Below are 23,430 nucleotides of genomic sequence, written 5' to 3' on the forward strand. Positions count from 1 at the left end.
AATCCTCACCCCAAACTCCGTCATCCCGGCGTAGGCCGTTATCCACTCGCGCTCGTTGACGGGCGCAAGCCGGGAGACGCAGTGCTGTAACCGCTCAGCGGGTGGACGTGCTTTCCGAAGCGACCGTCGGCGCCACGGTCATGGGACGGGCGTGGAGCGGGGGAAAGGCGTCTTCCAAGGGTTTTACGTCAGGCAGGATGTAGACGTAGCCGCCTTTCCTGGCGAACAGCGGGGCGATCTTGCCGTTGTAGAGGGCCTTGGGGACGTTGATGCAGCCGAAGGTTATGCGGTTGTCGTCGATCGACGGTGAAAGCATCCGTTTGGCGCGGTTTTCCTTGGGGTTGCCGGTGGGGATGGTGTGCATGGCGACGGACGTCGCGTAATCGACCCAGAGGACCTTGTTGTGGCCGGCGGCGAGGCCGAACTTGGCGAGGTAGCGGCCTGCTGGCGTGGTCTTTTCGGCAGGGCCGATCTCGGCAAGACTTTTTGAGCCGACGCCGGGGGTGGCATCATCGCCAAGCGCACGGCCGATGAGGACCGGGCCGAAGCCCACCGGCTTGCCGGTGGCATCGAAGGCGTAGATTGCGGCCGCAGGCTTGTCGATCACGACATAGGGCAGGCCATTGTGGTCCCCGCTCTCGGCGACCCACGCGGTGACGCGCTGTGCCCCGATGGACAGGGCTGGAAGCTCAACAGGCGGAGCCGGAGCCTTCGCTTTGCGTGGCTTCTTCTTTGCGGGAGCGGACTTGGCGGATTTTGGCGCAGCCGCCTCGGCCAGGGGTGTCGCAGGGAAAGGGAGAATCAGCGCCAGACCCGCAAGCGCCACCAGAGCCTTGATCATTTTCTTGTCGTACTCAACCCGGAGATGCCGGACAGGCAGATCGTGCCACTGTAGCCACGAGCGACCTGTCCGGTGCTTGAACAGCGCGGCTTAGTTGCGAGCGCGCTTCTGAGGCCGTTGCTGCATCTGGGTTACGCGCTGGTCGATGTTATCGACGCGGCCAGTGAGCTGGTCGAGGCGCTGGGTGTTGGTCTGGGCTTGGGCGTTGGCGGCCTGGGCTTCGCTGCGCGCAGCCTGGGCAACGCCGTCAGTTGCCTGGAGGCGACCTTCGACGCCATCGATGCGCTGGTTTACCGTGGCGATCTGCTCGTTGACGTAGCCCTTGGTGGCGCAACCACCGAGGCCGAGCGAACCGGCGAGAATCGCGACAGCAGGAATGATCTTGAGAGACGGCGTCATGAAATGCTCCTTGATGTATCCGTTGGTTTTTTGGCGAACCGCAGCGGCAACGCGCCGTCGCGAGAAACGGACATGGGTGAATCGGCGGAGCGTTGGCTGTCGGGGGTGAATTGCGGAACGCGGGACAGGCCGTTGTCGTGCGTCGATGACTGGTTGGGCAGTCATGGTCTTTCCACTCATCACGAGAATCATGGGCAGGTCATGTAAGCCGAACGCGAAAAGGGCGCGCCTTGCGGCACGCCCTTCAAGCTGTCTGCGATGTGACCTGCGCTTATTTCGGCGCGAGGACCATCAGCATCTGGCGGCCTTCCATGCGGGGGAAGGCTTCGACCTTGGCGATTTCGGCAACGTCGTCCTGCACCTTGCGCAGCAGGTTCATGCCGAGCTGCTGATGCGAGAGTTCGCGGCCACGGAAACGCAGGGTGATCTTGACCTTGTCGCCGTCCTCGATGAACCGGGTCACGTTACGCATCTTGGTGTCGTAATCGTGGTCATCGATGTTCGGACGCATCTTGATCTCCTTGATCTCCTGCGTCTTCTGGCTCTTGCGGGCAAGGTTCGCCTTCTTCTGCGCCTCGTAGCGGAACTTGCCCACGTCGAGGAACTTGCAGACCGGCGGGTCAGCGTTGGGGGAAACTTCGACGAGGTCGAGGCCGACTTCGGCCGCCTGATCGATCGCTTCGCGGGTGTACATTACACCCAGGTTCTCGCCATTCTCGTCGATCACGCGCACCTTGGGCACGTTGATCATCTGGTTGAAGCGAGGCCCGCTCTTGACTGGGGGCGCCATACTGCGCCGCGGTGGGGGAGCTATAGTGCTTTCTCCTGCAGTTTTACCGAATATACGTTTCGCGCGCTCATATCACAATGTTCACGCAATTAAAGGGGCGGTTTCGCCATTCGTTCCACAGGCGCGGCGATTGTCGGGCCGCCGTTGCCCTCAGGCCGCCGCTCGCCAGAGCGAGAAGCGGGCAAGGCGATCTCCGGCAGGGACGATTGCGTCTATCGCGCGAGCCGGCTGGAGCGCCGATAGAATGGCAGGATCGCCCGCATCCATGCCGCCGGTCAGCGCGCCGAAAGCGGGGAGAATCAGGCGTTTCTCGCTTGCTACTGCGCAAGGACGGGCAATCGAGCGCCCCCGGATCGACACGCGGAGCTTGGGGTGGAAGTGGCCCGAGACTTCGATTTCAGGTGCGCCGGGGCGGGCGATGTGGCGCAAGGTTAGGCCGTTCAGCGCCAGTTCCTCGACCACGGTTCCTCCCGGCGCATTGGCGTCTTCATCGTGGTTTCCGGTGATCCAGACCCAGTCCGTGGCGCGGGTGAGGGCGGCGAGCATGCCTGCGGCGTGGGGCTCCATCCGCTCGACCGCTTGGGCGTCATGGAACGAGTCGCCCAGGCAGAACACGCGCCGCGCGCCGGTTTCGCGCAAGGCATCGGCGAGGCGTTCGAGCGTGGCGCGGCTGTCATAAGGAGGGAGCATCTGGCCGTGACGGGCGAAGAAGCTGGCCTTTTCGAGGTGGAGGTCTGCCACCAGCAGTGCGTACTCCTCTGCCCAGAACAGCGCGCGCGAGGCGCCGAGGCGGAATTCCTGAGAGGCGAACGAAAAGGGAACCATGGCTTTCCCTTGCCGGATCGCGATTCCCTTGGCAAGTCGGGCAGAAGAGTTTTGGGGGAATGCATGACTGACTGGACGACCCACACTGCCCGCGCCCGGACATGGTTCGAAAGCTTGCGGGACAGGATCTGCGCGGAATTCGAGGCGATCGAGCGCGAGGCGGGGTCTGACGCGAGCTTCCAGTACACGCCGTGGAACCGCGAGCATGAAGGCGAAGCTGTCGAGAATGGCGGCGGCGGCGTGCAGGGCCTGATGAAGGGCAAGGTGTTCGAGAAGGTTGGCGTAAACGTCTCGACGGTGCAGGGGGAGTTCTCGAAGGACTTTGCCGGATCGGTCAACGGGGCGAGCGCGGATTCACCGGGCTTCACCGCGACGGGGATCAGCCTGGTGGCGCACATGCGCAATCCGCATGTGCCGGCCGTCCATATGAACACGCGGTTCCTGACCACCAGCAAGGCGTGGTTCGGTGGTGGCGGTGATCTCAATCCGCCGATCCCCTATGAGGAGGACACGGCCGAGTTCCACGCCGAGTACAAGGCTGCGTGCGACAGGCACGATCCGGAGTACTACCCGAAGTTCAAGAAGTGGGCCGACGACTACTTCTGGATCCCGCACCGCAAGGTCCATCGCGGGGTGGGGGGTATCTTCTACGACCATCTGGAATGCGCTGACGATGCCGCGTTTGAGGCGAACTTCGCCTTCACCCGTGATGTGGGCGATGCCTTCGTCAATGTGTTTCCGCGTCTTGTGCGCAAGCGGATGGGGATGGAGTACAATTCCGCTGAGAAGCTGACCCAGCTCGAATATCGCGGGCGCTATGCCGAGTTCAATCTGGTATGGGATCGCGGCACGCTGTTTGGCCTCAAGACCGGCGGCAACATCGACGCGATCCTGATGAGCTTGCCGCCGGAAGCCGTCTGGAGCTGACGTGATCGAAGCGGACGGCCCGCCACTGGGCCACGGTTTTCACAATGTGCGCGCGGGCGATCTGGCCTGCGTGGTGACGGCGCTGGAGATGCTGGCGCCGCCCGAAGGGTTGCGCCGTCTCGTGCCCGAGGGCGACGTGCCGGTGCAACTGGTGCGGTGGAAGGAGGCGGCTCCGGAGAAGTACCGCCTGCTCTACAAGCGCGTGGGCGGTCCGTGGCTGTGGTGGACGCGGCTGGGCAAGAGCGACGAGGAAATCGCCGCGATCATCCACGATCCGCGCGTGCAGCTCTATGCGGTGGTGGACCGGGCGCGGGTCGAGGTCGGGATGCTCGAACTGGACTTCCGGGTGGAGGGGGAATGCGAGATCGTGTTCTTCGGCTTCATCAAGGGCGCGACCGGCAGAGGGCTGGGCAAGTGGCTGATGCGGCGGGCCTTGCAACTGGCGTGGGTGCCCGGCGTTGCGCGGGTCTGGCTCCATTCATGCACCACCGATGATCCGCGCGCGGTGCCGTTCTATATGGCGCAGGAGTTCACGCCCTTTGCCCGCTATGTCGAGATCCTGCCCGACCCGAGGCTCGCCGGACTGTTGCCGGAAAGCGCCGGTAGCGCGCCGATCATCCGCTAACGGACCAATTCATTCGAATTTCCGCCGGGTTTCCCCTTGCGGTATCGGGCCGCTTGCCGCCATCTAGGGGCCAGATGCTCCGCCAGTACGAACTTGTCGAACGTGTTCTCGCCTACGATCCCGATGCGGACGAGGCGATGCTCAACCGTGCCTATGTCTATACCGTGCAGAAGCACGGCAGCCAGAAGCGGGCGAGCGGGGACCCCTACTTCTCACACCCGGTGGAAGTTGCCGGCCTGATGACCGAGCTGAAGCTCGATCAGGACACGATCATCACCGCGCTGCTCCACGATACGGTGGAGGATACGCTTGCCACCGTGGAGGAGATCGAGCGGCTGTTCGGGCCGGACGTGGCGCGGCTGGTCGATGGGGTGACCAAGCTCTCGAAGATCGAGACGATGAGCGAGAGCGAGCGCGCGGCGGAGAACCTGCGCAAGTTCCTGCTGGCGATGAGCGAGGACTTGCGCGTCCTGCTGGTGAAGCTGGCCGACCGCATGCACAACATGCGCACGCTCCACTACATCAAGAGCGAGGACAAGCGCCGCCGCATCGCGCGCGAGACGATGGATATCTACGCGCCGCTGGCCGAGCGCGTGGGCATGTACGAATACATGCGCGAGATGCAGCTGCTCGCCTTCGAGCAGCTGGAGCCCGAGGCCTATGCGACGATCACCGGCAGGCTGGCCGCGATCCGCAGCGAGGAGGGCGCGCAAGTCGATGCCATCGCGCTGGAGATCAAGAAAGCGCTGGCGCAGGCGGGCATGCGGGTCGAGGTTTCGGGGCGCGAGAAGCACCCCTATTCGATCTGGCGCAAGATGGCCGAGCGGCACGTCTCGTTCGAGCAGATCACCGACATCATGGCCTTCCGCGTGCTGACCGACAGCGAGGACGATTGCTACAAGGCGCTCGGCATCCTGCACCGCGCGTGGCAGATGATTCCGGGGCGGTTCAAGGACTATGTCTCCACCCCGAAGATGAACGGTTACCGTTCGCTGCACACCGCGCTGATCTATTCCAACGCGATGCGCGTGGAAGTGCAGATCAAGACGCACGAGATGCATGAGCGCAACGAGTACGGCCTTGCCGCGCACTGGTCGTACAAGCAGGGCGGGGTGCAGCCCGATGCGCAGATCGGCTGGTTGCGCGATCTCGTCGAAATCCTCGATTCCAGCCACGATGCCGAGGAACTGCTCGAGAATACCAAGATGGCGATCTATCAGGATCGCATCTTCGCCTTCACGCCGAAGGGCGCGCTGTTCCAGCTGCCCAAGGGCGCGACGCCGATCGACTTTGCCTTTGCCGTGCACACCAACCTTGGCGCGCAGGCGGTGGGCGCCAAGATCAACGGGCGGCACGTGCCCTTGCGCACCCCGCTTGGCAATGGCGACGTGGTGGAGATCATCAAGAGCCGCAATTCCGAGCCGCAGCTGTCTTGGCTGGGCTTTGTCGTGACCGGCAAGGCGCGCGCCGCGATCCGCCGCTTCGTCCGTCAGAAGGAGCGCGCCGAAGTCGCCGCGATCGGGCGCAAGCTCTATGAGGAAATCGTCGAGCGGCTGCCGACCAAGATCGGCAAGAAGGCGCTGAATGATGCGCTCAAGCGGCTGAAGCTGGCGGGCGAGGAGGACTTCATGTTCGCCATCGGCTCGGCCAAGCTGGACGACCGGCAGGTGATGGAAGCGCTCGTCCCCGGCAGCGCGGCCAACCTGCCGCAGGAGGACTGGCCGAGCCAGAAGCGCGCCATCGCGGTGCGCGGCCTCACGCCGGGCATGGCGTTCAAGCTCGCCGACTGCTGCCACCCGGTGCCCGGAGACCGCATCGTCGGCCTGCGCCGCCCCGGCAAGGGCGTGGAAGTCCACGCGATCGACTGCATGAAGCTGGCCGACGGCATCGACGCCGACTGGATCGACCTGTCATGGGACGCCCGTACAGATGGCGCGATCGGGCGGCTGCGGGCAGAACTGTATAACCGCCCCGGCACGCTGGCGGAAATGGCGGGGATTTTCGCCAAGAACCACGCCAACGTGGTCAACCTCGAAATGACGCAGCGGGAGAACCCGTTCCATACTTATGAGGTGGATCTGGAGGTGCGGGACCTGGCGCATCTGACGCGGATTATCTCGGCGCTGCGGGCGAGTGAGGCGGTGGCGCAGGCGGAGCGGATTTGAGCGGAGGGAATTGAAGGTACTGTAAAGTGTGACCGTAATTCTAACGCGAGCGTTCCCAAGAAGTCGCCTCTAGCCGCCGCTCTAAACTTGCTCGACCTGCCGCTTCTGTGCTAGTCGACCAGAAATCTGGTTATCAAGCATTAATTTCAAAATTTTGTTTCTTGCCTTGTGCCGCTCCCCGCGAAGTTCGAAGAGCCGCTTCAATTGTCTATTCGGAAGCTTGACTCGATCACCATCGACAATCACTCCCGTTATGTCAGCCGGTCTATCAATCAAACTGTGCTCTTTTTCGGCTTTAATCCTTAGGCCGTGCTTGTGGACCGCCCGTTTGATCGTCCAGATCACTTCCTTCCGTATGAGGGAGCCAGATATGGTGATGTCGTCAGCATAAACGCTGTGGACCAACCCTGCGTGTGTCACCGCCTCCTCAATCTCTTTCCAAAGATCCAAGTTGGAAAAGTAGGCGAGAATGGGGCTGCAGGGAGAGCCCTGCGGCAGGCACTGCTGCCAAGTGGTTAAAAAGACCATGATGGCAGTTACATCTGGTGAGCATTCGAGCTTACGGCGAAAAAAATGTGCAACGCTGTTGGCAGTGCAACTTGGGAAATAATCCGCAATATCGAGTAACCAGAAAGCTCTACTGCCCCGGTGCCGTGCGGCATTATCGACATAGGATCGGCCCTTTACCGGGCTGAACAGCCAGTCTGGCGGCGTCACTCTCGAAAGTAGGTCCGCAATTCTCGATTGAAGCGCTTTGAGACCGGCATCAGGGATGTCGATCGGGCGATAATGGCCGGCAACATCGGGACTCGGCGCGGCCCGTAACCACCGATCTTTTTCCCGTTTGTGTTTCCAGCATCGAGCGTAAAGATCACTTCGCTTGCAAAGATTGGCAAGGCCAGCCTCAGAGACATTGAGCAGCGCTGCCAGTTTCTTGCGACTGCTCATCCGGAATAGCGGGCTGTCTCGCAAGGTGTATGGCACTGCCCTATCTCGCGGAGGCATCCGCCTTCCTCTCGATAAAGCTAAGCAAATCTAGCACTGACGAAGCAATTTTCGTTCTCGCCTTCTCACCCCGTTTGGCGTTCGGAATTTCCTCGGCGAAAAACATGATCGCCGAAACCGGAATCCTAAATTCAGCTGAGTACTTCCCAATCAGCTCTAACGAAGGCGTCTTAGTGCCCCGCTCGATTTCCGAGATGTGTGATTTCGAAATATCGAGTCGATCTGCAAGCTCAAATTGCTTCATATCGTGAAACACACGAATAAGTCGAAGAGCTTCGTTTAACATATCGATTCCAATCGGCGTCTTGCCAAGGATTTTAGATATTAGGTTGGCGGTCTACTCAAAAAGCTCCAAAACTTTCAGAACCCAACGGTAAGCCCGATGGATCAGGAGGCCCACAGTAACAATGAGCCTCCAGGTATTCGGGGACCGGAGTGTCCTCCAGAACCCGCGACGCTGCTCAAGAGGTTTACCTCGCAGCCCACGCCGCCGCCGTCGTCGGTATGTGATCTTCGAAAAAGCCATTGGCTTTCCCTTTCCTGTTCGCCTTGGCGACCACCCACCATGGATGTTCTGACCAAGGATTCTCGCCGAACAGGTCGGACCCGACAACTTAACCCTTTACCTAGCGACGATAACAATTCTCGTTATCGTCGCTGCTTCGCCCGCCTCGTCCGCGCCTTCCCCGTCGCCGGGGGCATCGCGCCCTGAGCGGATGAAGTGACAGAGAACTTTCGCTCTCCACGTTCCAGCCAAAGCCGAAACTGAGTATGAGAACTTCTTCCGTTATTCACACCCTGATTACATAGCTGGGGCCATCCAAGGCTTCAAGGAAAAAATTCACTCACAGCGAATTTAATCTACAAATTGGGGCCGAGGTGTCAGTGGTGTCGGCTCATGCTGATCGCACACCGCCCCGCTGGTCCACCAAATTCACCTCAACCACCTGCGCATTCAGCATGGCGCCGCCGAAGATCGTCAGGAAGGCGATGTCCGCCGCGTCGCGGCCTACGCCGATGATCGCGGTTGTCGCAGGGTCGGCCATGCCGGTGGCGTCGACGAGGTGCCAGGTTCCTGCGAGCCAGACCTGGGCGAGGGCGTGGAAGTCCTGGGGGGTGACGTCGGGGCTGTAGGCGCTGACCATTCGGGCCGGGATGCCGAGGCCTCGGACGAGGGCGATCAGGAGGTGGGCGTAGTCTCGGCAGACGCCTTCGCGGGCGTGGAAGGTGTCGAGCGCGGTGGTGCCGCCGTGGCTGGCGCCGGGGGCATAGGCGAGGTGGGTGGCGATCCAGTCACGCACGGCCTCGACCGCCGCGCCGCCGGTCAGGTGGCCGAACATGTCGACGGCGGCGGCGTGCATCGTGTCGACCGGGCAGTAGCGCGAGGGGAACAGGTATTCGAGGACCTCGCCGGGCAGGGTGGTGAGGCTGTCGGCGGCGAGGCTGCCTAGCGGCAGGGGCTGGCGGTCGATCTCGACCGTGGCGCGGTAGTCCACCGCAAAATGCGTTTCGGGTTCAAGCCAGAGCCGTTCGCCAAGGCCGTCGTGGCCGGGGACGGTGCGGGCGATGCCGGGCGTGGTGGTGCAACTGGTGAGATGCACGCGCTGCCCGGCCACCTGTGCCACGCCGATCTGCATCAGCACGGGGGCAGGGCCGTTCATCGCATAGTCGAGCTTTACGGCAATACCGATGGTCTGGGTCAGGGAATACGTCCGGTTCTGGAGTGTGCGTAGCCGCCACCAGCGCCGCAAGGTCTCAAGTAGTGGCGCGCGCGCGTCCTGCAAAGAGCCAGGCGAGGAATGCTGTGAGCAGGATCGACACGACGTTCTGTGGCAGCGACGCGCCGTCCTGCGTGATCTGGTGGGTGGCGGTCGAAACGAGTTCAAGCGCGATGAAGGCGTAGCAGGCGAGCTGGCCGGTGCGGCTGAGGTGCGGGCGCAGCAGCGCGGCGAGGAGGGCAACGACGAGGCCCATCTCGATCAGGCCGATGATCTTGCCGAGCCAATCGGGCAGGTGGACCGTCCATGCGGTGTGCTTGAGCAGTTCCTCGCGCGAGGAGAAGGTCTTGTGCCAGCCGACGAAGCCATGGAACGCGGCGAGCAGCAAGGTCAGCGGCACGATCAGTGCGAGCCGGACCAGCGCGGGCATGCGGATTGCGGACACGGTTGTTCTCCCCCTCGTTTTTAGAACGAGAAGTCTAATATGGATCAGAGGAAGCTGCAACTGCCGGGACGGACGGTTTTGACCTTTGCCCGGTGTTGGAGTATGATTGGTCCGCAACAGATCAGGACCGCGCCCATGACGGCGCGCCGTCCGCCGTTTGCGTCTGCGAAATGGTTGACGTGATAGCCGAAAGCGCCTAATCGCGCCTTTCACTCATTTCCGGGCAGTTTCTGTGAAATCAGGCTTAATCACCTGAAAACCTGCAGAAATTCCGGTTTTCCCGAGTGAGTTTTCGCGATGAGATAGGCGGCGTGAGTGATTCGCGCGGCCTGTGGAGCAAACGGAGAAGCAAGTGGCTCGTATTGCCGGGGTCAATATCCCCACCAACAAGCGCGTGATCATCGCGCTTACCTACATCCATGGCATTGGCGCTCACAAGGCCAAGCAGATCGCCGACAAGCTGGGTATCGACCATACCCGCCGTGTTCAGGACCTGACCGACGCAGAAGTGCTCGGCATCCGTGAAACGATCGACGCCGATCACACCGTGGAAGGCGATCTTCGTCGCGAAGTGGCGATGAACATCAAGCGCCTGATGGACCTCGCGTGCTATCGTGGTCTGCGTCACCGCAAGGGCCTGCCGGTCCGCGGCCAGCGCACCCACACGAACGCCCGTACCCGCAAGGGCAAGGCCAAGCCGATCGCCGGCAAGAAGAAGTAAGATCTGAAAAGGTCCTTCTTCCGTCTAAAGTTTCTCGAGGATAGATACCATGGCACGCGAACCTCAGCGCATTAAGCGCCGCGAGCGCAAGAACATCACCAGTGGTGTTGCGCACGTAAACGCCAGCTTCAACAACACCATGATCACCATCACCGATGCTCAGGGCAACGCCATTTCGTGGTCGTCGGCCGGCATGATGGGCTTCAAGGGCAGCCGCAAGTCGACGCCGTACGCCGCACAGGTCGCTGCTGACGACGCCGGCAAGAAGGCTGCGGAACACGGCGTCCGCACCCTCGAAGTCGAGGTCAAGGGCCCCGGTTCGGGTCGTGAGAGCGCCCTGCGCGCCCTCCAGGCGGTCGGCTTCACCATCACGGCGATCCGTGACGTGACCCCGATCCCGCACAACGGCGTTCGTCCTTCGAAGCGTCGTCGCGTCTGATCCTGCCTATGGTGGATGGGGCGAAGGTACCGGCACCCCATTCGCCCAATATTTCGACCGGAGCCGGACATTCGCGTCCGGCAACCGGCAAAAGCCCGCACAAACCCCAGGGGAATTCCATGACTGTCAACATCAAGAACTGGCAGGAACTGAAGAAGCCCAACAATCTCGAGATCAAGCCGGGCAACGATGCCAAGCGCCGCGCGACGTTTGTCGCAGAGCCGCTTGAACGTGGTTTTGGTCTCACGCTCGGCAACGCGCTGCGCCGCGTGCTGCTGTCTTCGCTGCAGGGCGCAGCGGTCACGTCAATCAAGATCGAGAACGTGCTTCACGAGTTCTCGTCGCTTGCAGGCGTGCGTGAAGACGTCACCGACATCGTTCTGAACGTGAAGCAGATCGCCCTCAAGATGCAGGGCGAAGGCCCCAAGCGTCTGCAGCTCTCGGCCACCGGCCCGGGCGAAGTGAAGGCGGGCGACATCGCCGTCACCGGCGACATCGAGGTCATGAACAAGGACCTCGTGATCTGCAACCTCGACGAAGGTGCGACCTTCAACATGGAACTGACCGTCGACACCGGCAAGGGCTACGTCCCCGCCGTGTCGAACCGTCCTGTCGACGCGCCGATCGGGCTTATCCCGGTCGACTCGCTCTACTCGCCGGTGCGCCAGGTTTCGTACAAGGTCGACAACGCCCGCATTGGTCAGGAGCTTGACTATGACAAGCTCAACCTGACGGTCGAAACCGACGGCACGATCACTCCGGAAGACGCCGTGGCCTATGCCGCGCGCATCCTTCAGGACCAGCTCGCGCTGTTCGTCCACTTCGACGACCAGATGCCGGTCGGCCATGTTCCTTCGGTTGCGGGCGTTGCTGCCCATGCACCGGAAGAGAGCGACGCGAACCAGCTCAACCGCTACCTTCTCAAGAAGGTGGACGAGCTGGAACTGTCGGTCCGTTCGGCCAACTGCCTCAAGAACGACAACATCATCTACATCGGCGATCTGGTCCAGAAGACCGAAGCCGAGATGCTGCGCACGCCGAACTTCGGCCGCAAGTCGCTCAACGAGATCAAGGAAGTCCTCTCGTCGATGGGCCTGCGCCTCGGCATGGACATCCCCGGCTGGCCGCCGGAGAACATCGAAGAGATGGCCAAGAAGCTCGAGCAAGAGCTGCTTGGTTAAGGAAATTCGGGGCGTCCCTGCCGGGGTGCCCCGCTTTCAAGGGTGACTTGGCGGCAGCCCGAATTCGCCGCCTGGATCGGGGTACCTCGTACGGCCCCCCTACGAACGGAAGGAAGATACCATGCGTCACAAGCTGGGCCAGCGTAAGCTGGGTCGTACCTCTGCCCACCGCATCGCAATGCTGCGCAACATGGCGGCATCGCTGATCAAGCACGAGCAGATCACCACGACGCTCCCCAAGGCGCGCGAACTGCGTCCCTACATCGAAAAGCTGATCACGCTGGGCAAGAAGGGCGGCCTTTCGAACCGCCGTCTCGCGCACGCCCGTCTGCTCGACGATGCGCAGCTGCAGAAGCTGTTCACCGTTCTGGCCGAGCGTTATTCGGACCGCAACGGCGGCTACACCCGCATCATCAAGGCTGGCATCCGTTCGTCGGACGCCGCGCCGATCGCCGTGATCGAACTGGTTGACCGCGATACCTCGGCCAAGGGTCAAGACTCGGGTCCGGTGATGACGGCTGACGAAGACGAATACGAAGCTGCGTAATCCGCGCTTCGGCTTCGGCTGACAGGATTGACGGGCGGGGCTTCGGCTCCGCCCGTTTTCGTTGTGGGTTTTGTCTTTTGCAAATGCCGCCCCAATCATGGCGTCATTGCGAGCGTAGCGATGCAATCCAGGGAGCGATGTATGGCGCTCTGGATTGCTTCGTCGGCTTCGCCTCCTCGCAATGACGAAGCTCAGTTGGCAACGACATAAGCCCCTTTTCGTCAGGGCGGACTTGCGCGGGACGGTGGGGTGGCTAGTTTCCGTCGCAACGAATGACTCAGTTGAAAGTCCCCCCATGCCATTGCGCCCATCGTTACTCGCTGCTGCGGCAGCGGTCGTCTGCGTTTCCGCCCCAATCCATGCCCATGCCGGAGAGACGGCCTTGAACTACCCCAAGACTGAGCGCGGACCAGTGGTTGAGACCTTCTTTGGCGAGAAGGTTGCCGATCCCTACCGCTGGCTTGAAGCCGACGTGCGCGTGGACAAGAAGGTTGCGGCGTGGGTTGATGAGCAGAGCAAGTTCACCGATGCCTACCTGAAGGCCTTGCCCGAGCGGGCGGCGTTCGAGAAGAAGCTGACCAGCCTGTTCGATTTCGAGCGGTACGGCTTGCCGGTGAAGGCGGGCAAGTACCTGTTCTTCCGTCACAACTCAGGGTTGCAGAACCAGTCTGTGCTTTACGTGCGCAATGCTGACGGAAGGGGCGAGCGGCGGGTGCTGATCGATCCCAATGGCTGGGCCAAGGACGGGGCAACGGCGCTGGATGACTGGTTACCATCGCCAGATGGAAGCAAGGTTGCCTATTCCGTGCAGGATGGCGGGACGGATTGGCGCTCGGTCAAGGTGATTGACGTTGCCACGGGGGAGGTGCTGGCGGACGCGATCGAGCACGTGAAATTCTCGCGCCTGACCTGGGCAGGGAACGATGCGGTGATCTATTCGCGGTTCCCCGAACCCAAGGCGGGTGAGGCGTTCCAGGCGGTCAGCTCCAACCAGTCGGTGTGGTATCACAGGCTTGGGACGGCACAGGGCGAAGACCGGCAGCTTTACGCGACCCCGGACAATCCGCGGCTCTACCATTCGGCGCAGGTGACGCATGACCAGCGCTGGATGGTCGTTTCGACAAGCACGGGCAGCGAGAAGGGCAATGCTGTCGGTCTGGCTGCTGTTGGCAAGGGTGACTGGACGGTCCGCCCGCTGATCACCTCGCTCGCCGATGAATGGACGCTGGTCGAGGGCGTTGGGGATCAGTTGTGGTTCATCACCAGCAAGGATGCGCCGCGCAAGAAGATCATGCGCGTCGATCTTTCCGGGGCTGAGCCTGTGTTCACGACGGTTGTGCCCGAAGATGCAGCCGTGCTCGATCTGGCGAGCATTGTCGGTGACCGGCTGGTGCTCAACTATCTGCGCGATGTGAAGGCCGAGATGCGGGTGGCTGGGCTCGACGGGCAGGGCGTCGCGACGGTGGCACTGCCGGGGATTGGCAGCATTGGTGCCGTCATTGGTGAGCCCGGCGATCCGAAAGGCTACTTCTCGTTCAGCGGCTTTACCCAGCCTGCGACGATCTATGTTTTCGATGCGGCAAAGGCTGCATCGGCGAGCGTGTGGGAGGCGCCCAAGCTGGCGTTCGATCCGGCCGCGTTCGAGACGGCCCAAGTTTTCTATCCTTCCAAGGATGGCACGAAGATCCCGATGTTTGTTGTGCGGCGCAAGGACCTGAAGGGACCGCTGCCGACGATCCTCTATGGTTATGGCGGGTTCAACGTCTCGATCCTGCCGGGATACTCTCCTGCTCGGATGGCCTGGCTGCAGGCGGGCGGGGCCTATGCCGTGGCGAACCTGCGCGGTGGCGGAGAGTATGGCGAGGCCTGGCACCTTGCGGGCAAGGGGCCGACCAAACAGAACGTGTTCGACGATTTCATCGCGGGCGGCGAATGGCTCAAGGCCAATGGCGTGACAAGCAAGGGTGGCCTTGCGGTCGAGGGCGGCTCGAACGGCGGATTGCTGGTGGGGGCTGTCGTCAACCAGCGGCCCGATCTGTTTGCGGCGGCGCATCCGGCGGTGGGCGTGATGGACATGCTGCGCTTCGACAAGTTCACGGCCGGCCGCGAATGGGTGTTCGACTATGGCTTCCCGGAGAAGGAAGCGGACTGGCGTTTGCTGCGCAGCTATTCGCCCTACCACAACGTCAAGGCAGGCACGCCTTATCCTGCCGTACTTGTGACGACGGCCGATACCGATGACCGCGTGGTGCCGGGGCATAGCTTCAAGTATGCCGCCGCATTGCAGGCCGCAGGACTTGGGCCCAAGCCGCAACTGATCCGCATCGAGACGCGCGCCGGGCATGGATCGGGCAAGCCTGTATCGAAGCAGATCGAGGAGAGCGCGGACGTCTTTGCTTTTCTGGCGCACTGGACGGGCCTGACACCGAAAGAGTGATAGGCATTCAGGCCATCTCCCGCACGTTCATGTGATGTGCTAAATCACTGGCAACGATGATGTGGGAGACGGACAGGTTCGGGCGGCGCCTCGCTGGCGTCATGCTGATGGCGGCGCTGCTGTTGTCGGCGCAGCCTGCGCTTGCCGATAGTGCCGAGGCCGTGCTGCCGTCCTCAGGGGGCGGGTCTGCGTCTGCTGCACTTCACCGTCTTGTCCTGCCGCGAAGCGCCTATCCTGCCACCAGGAACGATGGTCTGGTCGAGCAGGTGTTCGGGCAGCGCGTGGCCGATCCGTTCCGCTGGCTCGAAGCCGATCCGCGCAGCGATGGCGATGTGGCGAAGTGGATTGCACAGCAGAACGCGCTGAGCGGGGATTATCTCGCACGCCTGCCGGGGCGCGAGCGCTTTGCCAGCCGTATCCGCGAGCTGTTCGATTTCGAGCGTTATGGTCTGCCGCGCAAGGCGGGGCGGAGCTACTTCTACAGCCGCAATACCGGTCTGCAGAACCAGTCTGCGCTGTGGGTGCGCAAAGGCGTGGATGGGGAACAGCGCCTGTTGCTCGATCCCAATGGCTGGAGCACGGACGGAGCGCTCGCCCTGGCGCAGTGGGAGCCTTCGCCCTCGGGCCGATATCTTGCCTACGCCGTGCAGGAAGCGGGCAGCGACTGGCGGACGTTGCGGGTGGTCGAAGTCGGCACGGGCCGGGTGCTCGACGAGCAGCTTCAATGGGCCAACGATACCGAGATTGCCTGGGTGGGAGAGGAGGGCTTCCTCTATTCGCGGTTTCCCGCGCCCAAAGCGGGTGATGATCCGCGTGCGCCCCGATTCAACAAGGCGGTGTGGTTCCATCGCATTGGAACGGCGCAGGAGCAGGACGAACTGGTCCACGCATCGCCGGATCACCCGGAATGGAGCCACAAGGCGCTGGTGACCAGCGACGGGCGCTGGGCAGTGGTGGTCAGCGAGGTCAGCACGGACAAGCGCAACGCGGTTCACCTGATCCAGCTGGAAGGCAGGCCCGCAGGCCAATGGAACGCACAGCCGCTGGTGCCCGAGATTGCCGATCACTGGAAACTGGTGGCCGGGATCGGCAACCGGCTGTGGTTCCTGACCGACCGGGGCGCTGCGAACTATCATCTGGTCAGTATCGACCTTGCCCGCCCGAAGGACGGCTGGAAGATCGTGGTGCCCGAGCGTGGCAATACGCTGGAAGGGGCGCGGATGATCGGCGACCGCTTCCTGCTCTCGTATCTCAGGGACGGACAGACGGTAGCGGTGATGACCGACCGCAAGGGCAAGCCGGGCCGGGCGATCACGCTCAACGGGATCGGCACGGCAAGCGGCTTTGGCGGACGACCGGGCGATGCGGAGACGTTCTACCAGTTCACCAGCTTCAACTTGCCCCCGGCGATCTATCGCATGGACCTGCACAGCGGCGCGGTGACGCCGTTTGCGGTGCCGAAGATGGCGTTCGATCCGGCCGACTACCTTGTCGAGCAGCGCGAATATCCATCGCGCGATGGCACGATGGTGCCGATCTATATCGTGCGCAAGCGGGCGCTGGCGACGGCGGGCAAGCCGCTGCCGACGCTGCTTTATGGCTACGGTGGTTTCGATATTGCGCTGACACCGGGATACTCGCCGGTGCGCATGGCCTGGCTCGAGGCAGGCGGGGCCTTTGCCCTGGCCAATGTGCGCGGCGGGGGAGAACTGGGGCGCGGCTGGTATGAGGCCGGGCGGCGCGACAAGAAGCAGAACAGCTTCGACGACTTCATCGCGGCAGGCGAGTACCTCATCCGCGAGGGCATTGCAGCCAAGGGCGGGCTTGCGGTGCAGGGGGCATCGAACGGCGGGCTGCTGGTGGGCGCGGTGGTCAACCAGCGGCCCGACCTGTTTGCCGCAGCGAACCCCGACGTCGGCGTGATGGACATGCTGCGCTACGACCGGTTCACCTCGGGGCGGTTCTGGGTCGACGATTACGGCAGGCCTGATCGCGAGGAAGACTGGCGGACGCTGCGGTCCTATTCGCCCTATCACAACATCGCCGATGCCAAGGCCTATCCGGCGATCCTTGTCACCACCGCCGAGAACGACGATCGCGTGGTTCCGGCACACAGCTTCAAGTACGTGGCGGCCCTGCAAGCGGCGCAGATCGGGGAGCGGCCGCACCTGCTGCGCGTGGAAACGAAGGCCGGGCACGGGGCGGGCAAGCCGGTGGAGAAGGTCATCGGCAGCGGGGCCGACGTGCTCTCTTTCCTCGCCTATTGGACTGGCCTCGGGAGCGAAACGGCGCAGCGATAGTTCGTTCATCTTCGTTGTCAATTAGCTGAATGGAAGCTGTCGCCGTGGTTCAGCGTCATCTCACGGCGAATCAGGCAATCCTTCATGCGTGGCGGGAAAGGCTCGCCGGACTTGAAGGACTTGCACCATGAAGACTCTACCCAAGGCCCTCGTCGGAACCGTTGCCGCCGCTGCGGTTGCGGTGTCTTCGGCCACGCCGGCAGTCGCCCGCGACCATCGCGGCGGAATTGACGGTGGCGATATCATCGCAGGCGCGCTGGTGATCGGCGGCATTGCCGCGATTGCCGCTGCCGCCAGCAACAACAACGACCGACGCGATTACGATCGCTATGGCTATGGCGACGACTGGCGCGGCCGCGATGGCTGGAACGACCGTCGCTACGGCGATGGCTACTATGGCCGCGGCAACCCGCGCCAGGCGATCGAGCAGTGCGTGCGCACTGCCGAACGCAATGCCGCGCGCTACAGCTATGGCCGCGCGGACGTGACCGACATCCGCGACGTGCGCAACACCCGCTGGGGCTATGAAGTGCGCGGCCGGATTGCCGTGAACACACGGGGCCGCGATTGGCGCGACGGTGACCGCTACTATGGTCGCGGCTGGGGCGGCGACTATCGCGGCTGGGACAATTCGCTGCGTGGCTATGACAGCGGATCGTTCAAGTGCAAGGTCGAGCGGGGCCGGGTGGTCGATATCGACTACAGCGGCATTCGCGGCCTTTAACGGACAACAAGGCGGGCGGTTCAGGCATCGGAAAGCCTGGGCCGCCTAGCCTTTCGGGATCCGGCTGCCCGCCCGTGGATCGGGGCAGGTGGCCGGCTGGAAGGGAACAGCATCATGGCAGGACGGATTGCGAAGATCGCGCTGGCGGGCGCTGCACTGGCCACGACGCTCCTGCCGGTTGCGGCAGAGGCGCATGGCCGATGGGATCGCGGAGGCTGGGGTGGACGTGGCTGGCATCGCGACCGCGGCGGCATCGATGGCGGCGACGTGCTGGCAGGGCTGCTGATCATCGGCGGCATTGCCGCGATCGCGACAGCCGCGAGCAATGCCGACAAAAGGAACCGCAACGCGCGTGAGGACGACAGCTATCGCTATCGGCACGAAGACGAGCGTCGTGATGACAGGCGCGACGATTGGCGCGATCAGGGCGGTGCGACTTCCGGTTCCAGCGCACGTGGCTTGAACGATGCGGTGGACGCCTGCGTTACCGAGGCAGAGCGCAGCGGCGATATCGAGGAAGTCTACGATGCCACGCGCAATGGCGACGGCTATCGGGTTTCGGGCACACTGCGCAACGGTGACCGGTTCTCGTGCGACGTGAGCCGCGACGGTGGCGTGCTGCTCGATCTCCGGAAGGGTCGCCTTTGATGCTTCTGGCGCTGTGTTTCTTTTCGTGATCCCTTGCGGCGGGAGCCGGGTCTGATTATCGGCAAGGTGATCTCGTTTTCACAGAGGATACCGGCCGATGACCACATTCGACGATCGCGAGAAGGCATTCGAGGCCAAGTTCGCCCACGACGAGGAAATGCTGTTCCGCGTCCATGCCCGCCGCAACCGTCTGCTGGGCACCTGGGCCGCCGAACGCATGGGGCTCGATGCGGCTGAGACCGAGGCCTATGCCAAGTCGGTCGTGCAGGCAGATTTCGAGGAATCGGGCGACGAGGACATGATCCGCAAGGTGCTGGGCGACCTTATCTCCGCTGGCGTCGACATCGACGAGAGCGATGTGCGCCTGGCTCTGGAGGCCAAGTCGGTCGATGCCCGTCGCCAGCTGATGGGCGAAGTCTGATGGCGATGCCCGCCGCCGAGATTGAAGCGATGATCCGTGCGGCCTTGCCCGACGCGGTGGTCGAGATCACCGATCTGGCGGGCGATGGCGATCACTATGCCGCGCGCGTGGTTTCAGCCGCGTTTGCCGGTCTGCCACGAGTCAAGCAGCACAAACTGGTCTACGAGGCCTTGGGCGGACGCATGGGCGGCGAACTGCATGCCTTGCAACTGACCACTGCCGTTCCCAACTGAGAGCGGAAAGGAAACCGATCCCTCATGTCTACCGAGCAGCGCATCTCCGAAATCGTCAATGGCAATGACGTCGTCCTGTTCATGAAGGGCACGCCGCTGTTTCCGCAGTGCGGCTTTTCCAGCAAGGCGATTGCGATCCTTGAACACCTTGGCGTGGAATATGCCTCGGTCGACGTTCTGCAGGACATGGAAATCCGCAGTGGCATCAAGTCCTACTCCGACTGGCCGACGATCCCCCAGCTCTACGTGAAGGGCGAATTCGTGGGTGGCTCGGACATCATGATGGAAATGTTCCAGGCTGGCGAGTTGCAGCAGCTCATGGAAGAGGCGGGCGTCAAGGCCGCCTGATCTTCCGAGTTTCCTGACAGATAATGCAAAGGCGCGGTCGGCATTGCCGGTCGCGTCTTTTTTTGCCTGCTGTGATGAGAGGTCCCGGGAGAGGCGGAGCCATAAGAGACCGGGGGGACTGGCTCCGCCTCGAGAAGAAGCTACTCTTCGGGACGAAGAGGGTTATGCAGACATCGTGCCAAACTTGAGAATCCGCCAAATTCTGTGGGTTTTGTTGCGCCACCGAGCCGTTGCGTGGAGGGAGGTGTAAAATGAACCGACAAGTGTTGCAGGCTTGGCAAGCGACGCTGCGCCAGACATGATGCACGATGATGGAAACACACGATATCGAGCCCGAAAACTGGCTGAGCAAGACGACTCCCGCGGCAACGATCGTCATCTTCCGGCATGATCCGCAAGGCGGTGCGCCGCAAATCCTGATGGTCGAGCGCAATGCGAGCCTCAAGTTTGCAGGCGGCGCGACGGTGTTTCCCGGCGGCAAGATCGACCCGGCAGATCGCGAGCTGGCTGCGCGCATCGGCGGCGACCTTGACGACATGGCCGCGCGAGTGGCGGCGGTACGCGAAACACTGGAGGAGACCGGGCTGGTCGTCGGTATCGACGGCGTGGTTGATGGAAGCCTTGCTGCGCAGGCGCGGCGGATGCTGATCTCGGGCGGTGATCTGGCGCCGGTGCTGGATGCTTTCGGCTGGAGCCTTGCGCCTGAGCGCCTGGTGCCCTTCGCGCGCTGGTGGCCCAAGCACCGGACTGAAAGAATTTTCGACACCCGCTTCTATCTCGCCGATCTGGGCACGGGGGCGGTCGATATCGAAGTGGACGCCACGGAGAACCGGCACCTGTTCTGGGCGAGCGCAAAGGGGGCGCTCGATCTTGCAGAAGAAGGCAAGATCCGGGTGATCTTCCCGACGCGGCGGAATCTGGAGCGGCTGGCATTGTTCGGCAGCTTCGAGGACGCGAGAGTCCACGCCGAGGCAACGCCGATCGGTACGATCAGTCCGTTCATCGAGAAGCGCGATGACAAGCACTGGCTGATGATCCCGGACAACCTGGGCTATCCCGTGCTGGGTGAGCCGCTTGAAATGGCGCAGCGGGGGTGATCCGCAAGACTGCGTAGGGCTCCGCTAAGCGGAAGTTGAGCGCGCCGCGACAAAGTGGTCTCCACGATGCCCCAGCCTCTCCTCTCGATGGACATGTCCGCAGCGCCCGAAGTGGAGGGCCGCTCGTCACGCGATGGTCCACGCGAGGCGCGTGCCATGGATGTCCCCGTCCATTCCCCCGTCCATGCTCTGCAGCATGAGATTCTGCGGGCGCATGAGGACGGCCCGGTGGGTGATTCGCGGGTGGACAAGGCTCCTGGCTGGGTGAGGCTCGGATTTCCTGCCATCGCATCGCTAATGTTATGGGCTGTAATTATTGGCTTTATCCGCGCGCTCGGCTGAGCCCTGCGTGCCGTAACGAATTGTTGAGACGGCGCATGCATGATCCACATCATGCGTAGCCCACTCGACATGTTGACCCCAGGTCAGATCGCCCGTTCCGGCCGCGTCGTCGCGCTTGCGACCGCGCTTTCGCTAGGTTTCGGATACGTTACCGATACGCTGACGCCGACTATGGCGGGCGTTGGTTCGTTCCTGCTGGCAAATGCGTTGCTTCTGGCAGCTCCGCGCCAACGTGCGACGGAGCTGTTGGGCGCAGTGACGGTCTGGCAGTGTTTTGCCGAATTTCTCTCGACCGTGCAGAGCGGGCAATTTGCAATGTGGCGCCTTTCCGTGTCGATCGCGACGCTGGGGTGCGTCATGGCGGTGATCCGCGTGCAGCACATGCGCGACCTGACCCGTCAAAGCCCGGATATCCGTCTGGCCGATCTCGACCGCCGCACTGTCGGCGGCATCGGCGTGCTCCCGCGCACCGATGCGCAACTGGCCGAACTTCGTCACGAAGAAGCTGCCTGACAGGGCCATCGTAAAAGGTTGCCGAGGCGCATTGTTGCGAGCGCCATGACCGCTATGCTGAGGCCAACCGAAAGGATGGCCCATGCGTCTGATTTCTCGCGTTTTCGCTGCAGCCCTCGCGCTTTGCGCAAATCCCCTGCTTGCCGCTGAGAAGCAGGAGGCGCTGACGCTGCTGCGCCCCGATGCCGTGTTCGATGGCGAGAACGCGGTTCTGCACAAGGGTTGGGCCGTGCTGGTGCGCGGCAATCGCATCGAGGCGGTCGGGCCTGACCTTCCCGCTCCTGCGCAGGCTTCGATCATTGCCTTGCCCGGCACGACGCTGATGCCCGGCATGATCGAGGGGCATTCGCACCTCTTCCTGCATCCCTACAACGAGACGCCGTGGGACGATCAGGTCCTGCACGAATCTCTCGCACTGCGCACGGCTCGCGCCACGGTCCACGCCCGCGTTACGCTGATGGCAGGATTCACCACGGTGCGCGATCTTGGAACCGAAGGGGCGGGCTATGCCGACGTCGGGCTCAAGCAGGCGATCGAGCAGGGCATCGTACCGGGTCCGCGCATGCTGGTGGCGACGCGGGCAATCGTTGCGCCGGGAGCCTATGGACCGCGCGGATTTGAACCAGGCGTGGCGGTGCCGCTGGGCGCTGAGGAGGCGGGCGGGCCAGAACTTGTCAATGTCGTGCGGCGGCAGATCGGAGCCGGGGCCGATCTTGTGAAGCTCTATGCCGATTATCGCTGGGGCCCAGGTGAGCCGAGCCGTCCGACGTTCACCGAAAGCGAGTTGAAAGCAGCGGTCGAGGCGGCTCACAGTGCCGGGCGTGAAGTGGTTGCTCATGCGAGCACCGCAGAAGGCATGCGCCGCGCTGTGGCAGCGGGCGTCGATACCATCGAGCATGGCGATGAAGGCACGCCTGAAGTCTTCGCGGCAATGAAGGCCAAGGGCGTTGGTTTCTGCCCGACGCTTGCCGCAGGCGATGCCATTGCGCGCTATCGCGGATGGAATGGTGAGGCACCGGTGCCCAAGGGCGTGCAGGAAGGTTTCGATGCACTGGCCAAGGCGCGCAAGGCAGGCGTGGCGATCTGCATGGGCGGCGACGTTGGCGTGTATGCCCATGGCGACAATGCGCGCGAGGCCGAACTGATGGTCAAGGGCGGGATGACGCCATCCGAGGTGGCGATTGCCGCGACATCGGGCAATGCCAAGATGTTCGGGATCGGCGACAGGCTTGGCGCGGTCAAGGCGGGGATGCTGGCGGATCTGGTGGCGGTCGAGGGCAATCCGCTCGCCGACATTTCCGTGATCCGCAAGGTTGCGCTGGTGATGAAGGACGGCGTGCTGTGGAAGGGGCCAGTGGGGCGTTAGGCCTTCTGGCTGGCCTTCGGTTCCGCCAGCATGGCCTTGGCGAGGGCCTGATAGTCCGGGCAGTCTGAGCTTCCCTGCAAGCGCTCCTGCAGAGCGCGGTAGTGGTTCAGCACGGCTTGTCCGAGCGCGGTGAGCTTTGCGCCGCCGCCTTTGGCGCTGCCGGGGGAGGTTTCGACCAATGGTTCGCGCCAGCAGCGGTTCATCGCGTCGACCAGCAGCCATGCGCGGCGGTAGCTCATGTCCATGGCGCGGGCGGCGGCGGAGATGGAGCCGTGCTTCGCGATGGCGTCGAGCAGGTCGGCCTTGCCGGGGCCCATGGCGATCTCGTCGGCGCAGTAGAGCTGGATCTTGAGTTTGAGGCGCTGCATCGCGG

General features: G+C 62.9%; 27 protein-coding genes. 18 read left to right on the forward strand and 9 right to left on the reverse strand.

Translation table 11 applies throughout. The features are described from left to right. Window positions 1-94 precede the first annotated feature (94 nt). The 4 genes from ACZ1JX_RS03210 to pdeM all read right to left on the reverse strand — a co-directional run bounded on the left by ACZ1JX_RS03210 (window position 95) and on the right by pdeM (window position 2,855). Complete coding sequence (locus ACZ1JX_RS03210; protein ID WP_465125353.1) at window positions 95-841, reverse strand: hypothetical protein; 747 nt, start codon at window positions 839-841, stop codon at window positions 95-97. A gap of 90 nt (window positions 842-931) precedes the next feature. Then, window positions 932-1,240: a hypothetical protein gene (locus tag ACZ1JX_RS03215; RefSeq protein WP_465125354.1), complete on the reverse strand. Its 309-nt coding sequence runs from the start codon at window positions 1,238-1,240 to the stop codon at window positions 932-934. A 271-nt stretch (window positions 1,241-1,511) separates the two neighbouring features. Next, window positions 1,512-2,030, reverse strand: coding sequence for a translation initiation factor IF-3 (gene infC, locus ACZ1JX_RS03220; RefSeq protein ID WP_465125355.1), 519 nt, complete (start codon window positions 2,028-2,030; stop codon window positions 1,512-1,514). 150 nt (window positions 2,031-2,180) lie between these two features. Beyond that, a complete protein-coding gene (gene pdeM / locus ACZ1JX_RS03225) occupies window positions 2,181-2,855 on the reverse strand; it encodes a ligase-associated DNA damage response endonuclease PdeM (RefSeq protein WP_465125356.1) in 675 nt (224 codons plus the stop codon). 63 nt (window positions 2,856-2,918) lie between these two features. On the opposite strand from pdeM, the gene hemF reads away from it, so the two are divergent. The 3 genes from hemF to ACZ1JX_RS03240 all read left to right on the forward strand — a co-directional run bounded on the left by hemF (window position 2,919) and on the right by ACZ1JX_RS03240 (window position 6,572). Further along, window positions 2,919-3,782: an oxygen-dependent coproporphyrinogen oxidase gene (gene hemF / locus ACZ1JX_RS03230; protein ID WP_465125357.1), complete on the forward strand. Its 864-nt coding sequence runs from the start codon at window positions 2,919-2,921 to the stop codon at window positions 3,780-3,782. A gap of 4 nt (window positions 3,783-3,786) precedes the next feature. Then, a complete protein-coding gene (locus ACZ1JX_RS03235; RefSeq protein ID WP_465126347.1) occupies window positions 3,787-4,407 on the forward strand; it encodes a GNAT family N-acetyltransferase in 621 nt (206 codons plus the stop codon). 74 nt (window positions 4,408-4,481) lie between these two features. Continuing rightward, window positions 4,482-6,572, forward strand: coding sequence for a RelA/SpoT family protein (locus ACZ1JX_RS03240; protein ID WP_465125358.1), 2,091 nt, complete (start codon window positions 4,482-4,484; stop codon window positions 6,570-6,572). An 81-nt stretch (window positions 6,573-6,653) separates the two neighbouring features. Here the strand turns inward: ACZ1JX_RS03240 and ACZ1JX_RS03245 are convergent, their stop codons facing one another. The 4 genes from ACZ1JX_RS03245 to ACZ1JX_RS03260 all read right to left on the reverse strand — a co-directional run bounded on the left by ACZ1JX_RS03245 (window position 6,654) and on the right by ACZ1JX_RS03260 (window position 9,740). Next, complete coding sequence (locus ACZ1JX_RS03245; RefSeq protein WP_465125359.1) at window positions 6,654-7,520, reverse strand: reverse transcriptase family protein; 867 nt, start codon at window positions 7,518-7,520, stop codon at window positions 6,654-6,656. A gap of 40 nt (window positions 7,521-7,560) precedes the next feature. Then, on the reverse strand, window positions 7,561-7,863 hold the full coding sequence (locus ACZ1JX_RS03250) for a helix-turn-helix transcriptional regulator (protein WP_465125360.1): 303 nt from the start codon (window positions 7,861-7,863) through the stop codon (window positions 7,561-7,563). Between the two features lie 610 nt (window positions 7,864-8,473). Beyond that, window positions 8,474-9,238, reverse strand: coding sequence for a transglutaminase-like domain-containing protein (locus ACZ1JX_RS03255; RefSeq protein WP_465125361.1), 765 nt, complete (start codon window positions 9,236-9,238; stop codon window positions 8,474-8,476). Between the two features lie 94 nt (window positions 9,239-9,332). Next, window positions 9,333-9,740 (reverse strand): DoxX family protein, encoded by a 408-nt coding sequence (locus ACZ1JX_RS03260; RefSeq protein ID WP_465125362.1) that lies wholly within the window; start codon window positions 9,738-9,740, stop codon window positions 9,333-9,335. Between the two features lie 352 nt (window positions 9,741-10,092). Between ACZ1JX_RS03260 and rpsM the strand changes: the two genes are divergently transcribed. From rpsM to ACZ1JX_RS03335, 15 genes are all read left to right on the forward strand, one after another. After that, complete coding sequence (gene rpsM / locus ACZ1JX_RS03265; protein ID WP_465125363.1) at window positions 10,093-10,461, forward strand: 30S ribosomal protein S13; 369 nt, start codon at window positions 10,093-10,095, stop codon at window positions 10,459-10,461. A 49-nt stretch (window positions 10,462-10,510) separates the two neighbouring features. After that, window positions 10,511-10,900, forward strand: a complete 390-nt coding sequence (gene rpsK, locus ACZ1JX_RS03270; protein WP_008065643.1) for a 30S ribosomal protein S11 — start codon at window positions 10,511-10,513, stop codon at window positions 10,898-10,900. A gap of 119 nt (window positions 10,901-11,019) precedes the next feature. After that, window positions 11,020-12,081: a DNA-directed RNA polymerase subunit alpha gene (locus ACZ1JX_RS03275; protein WP_465125364.1), complete on the forward strand. Its 1,062-nt coding sequence runs from the start codon at window positions 11,020-11,022 to the stop codon at window positions 12,079-12,081. Window positions 12,082-12,202: 121 nt separating this feature from the next. After that, entirely contained in the window at window positions 12,203-12,628 is a 426-nt protein-coding gene (rplQ, locus tag ACZ1JX_RS03280) for a 50S ribosomal protein L17 (RefSeq protein WP_465125365.1), read from the forward strand. 295 nt (window positions 12,629-12,923) lie between these two features. Further along, window positions 12,924-15,065 carry a prolyl oligopeptidase family serine peptidase gene (locus tag ACZ1JX_RS03285; RefSeq protein WP_465125366.1) on the forward strand — a complete coding sequence of 714 codons (2,142 nt, stop codon included), beginning with the start codon at window positions 12,924-12,926 and terminating at the stop codon, window positions 15,063-15,065. Between the two features lie 59 nt (window positions 15,066-15,124). Then, window positions 15,125-17,365 (forward strand): prolyl oligopeptidase family serine peptidase, encoded by a 2,241-nt coding sequence (locus tag ACZ1JX_RS03290; RefSeq protein WP_465126348.1) that lies wholly within the window; start codon window positions 15,125-15,127, stop codon window positions 17,363-17,365. A gap of 127 nt (window positions 17,366-17,492) precedes the next feature. After that, on the forward strand, window positions 17,493-18,089 hold the full coding sequence (locus ACZ1JX_RS03295; protein WP_465125367.1) for a hypothetical protein: 597 nt from the start codon (window positions 17,493-17,495) through the stop codon (window positions 18,087-18,089). A 114-nt stretch (window positions 18,090-18,203) separates the two neighbouring features. Beyond that, a complete protein-coding gene (locus ACZ1JX_RS03300; protein ID WP_465125368.1) occupies window positions 18,204-18,737 on the forward strand; it encodes a hypothetical protein in 534 nt (177 codons plus the stop codon). A gap of 97 nt (window positions 18,738-18,834) precedes the next feature. Then, window positions 18,835-19,158, forward strand: a complete 324-nt coding sequence (locus ACZ1JX_RS03305; protein ID WP_465125369.1) for a DUF1476 domain-containing protein — start codon at window positions 18,835-18,837, stop codon at window positions 19,156-19,158. After that, a complete protein-coding gene (locus ACZ1JX_RS03310; RefSeq protein ID WP_144901683.1) occupies window positions 19,158-19,391 on the forward strand; it encodes a BolA family protein in 234 nt (77 codons plus the stop codon). The genes ACZ1JX_RS03305 and ACZ1JX_RS03310 overlap by 1 nt, the downstream gene beginning before the upstream one ends. 24 nt (window positions 19,392-19,415) lie before the next feature. Continuing rightward, the gene (gene grxD / locus ACZ1JX_RS03315) at window positions 19,416-19,739 is read left to right on the forward strand and encodes a Grx4 family monothiol glutaredoxin (RefSeq protein WP_465125370.1); all 324 of its coding nucleotides are present in this window, start codon (window positions 19,416-19,418) and stop codon (window positions 19,737-19,739) included. Between the two features lie 311 nt (window positions 19,740-20,050). After that, on the forward strand, window positions 20,051-20,836 hold the full coding sequence (locus ACZ1JX_RS03320) for an NUDIX hydrolase (RefSeq protein WP_465126349.1): 786 nt from the start codon (window positions 20,051-20,053) through the stop codon (window positions 20,834-20,836). Between the two features lie 66 nt (window positions 20,837-20,902). Then, a complete protein-coding gene (locus ACZ1JX_RS03325; RefSeq protein WP_465125371.1) occupies window positions 20,903-21,178 on the forward strand; it encodes a hypothetical protein in 276 nt (91 codons plus the stop codon). 39 nt (window positions 21,179-21,217) lie between these two features. Continuing rightward, window positions 21,218-21,691 carry a hypothetical protein gene (locus ACZ1JX_RS03330; protein WP_465125372.1) on the forward strand — a complete coding sequence of 158 codons (474 nt, stop codon included), beginning with the start codon at window positions 21,218-21,220 and terminating at the stop codon, window positions 21,689-21,691. 82 nt (window positions 21,692-21,773) lie between these two features. Then, window positions 21,774-23,057, forward strand: a complete 1,284-nt coding sequence (locus ACZ1JX_RS03335; protein WP_465125373.1) for a metal-dependent hydrolase family protein — start codon at window positions 21,774-21,776, stop codon at window positions 23,055-23,057. On the opposite strand, the gene ACZ1JX_RS03340 is transcribed toward ACZ1JX_RS03335, so the two are convergent. Next, on the reverse strand, window positions 23,054-23,425 hold the full coding sequence (locus tag ACZ1JX_RS03340) for a winged helix-turn-helix domain-containing protein (protein WP_465125374.1): 372 nt from the start codon (window positions 23,423-23,425) through the stop codon (window positions 23,054-23,056). The genes ACZ1JX_RS03335 and ACZ1JX_RS03340 overlap by 4 nt on opposite strands. Between the last annotated feature and the right edge of the window lie 5 nt (window positions 23,426-23,430).

Source organism: Novosphingobium sp. BL-A-41-Hi4A-0G (assembly GCF_055521735.1).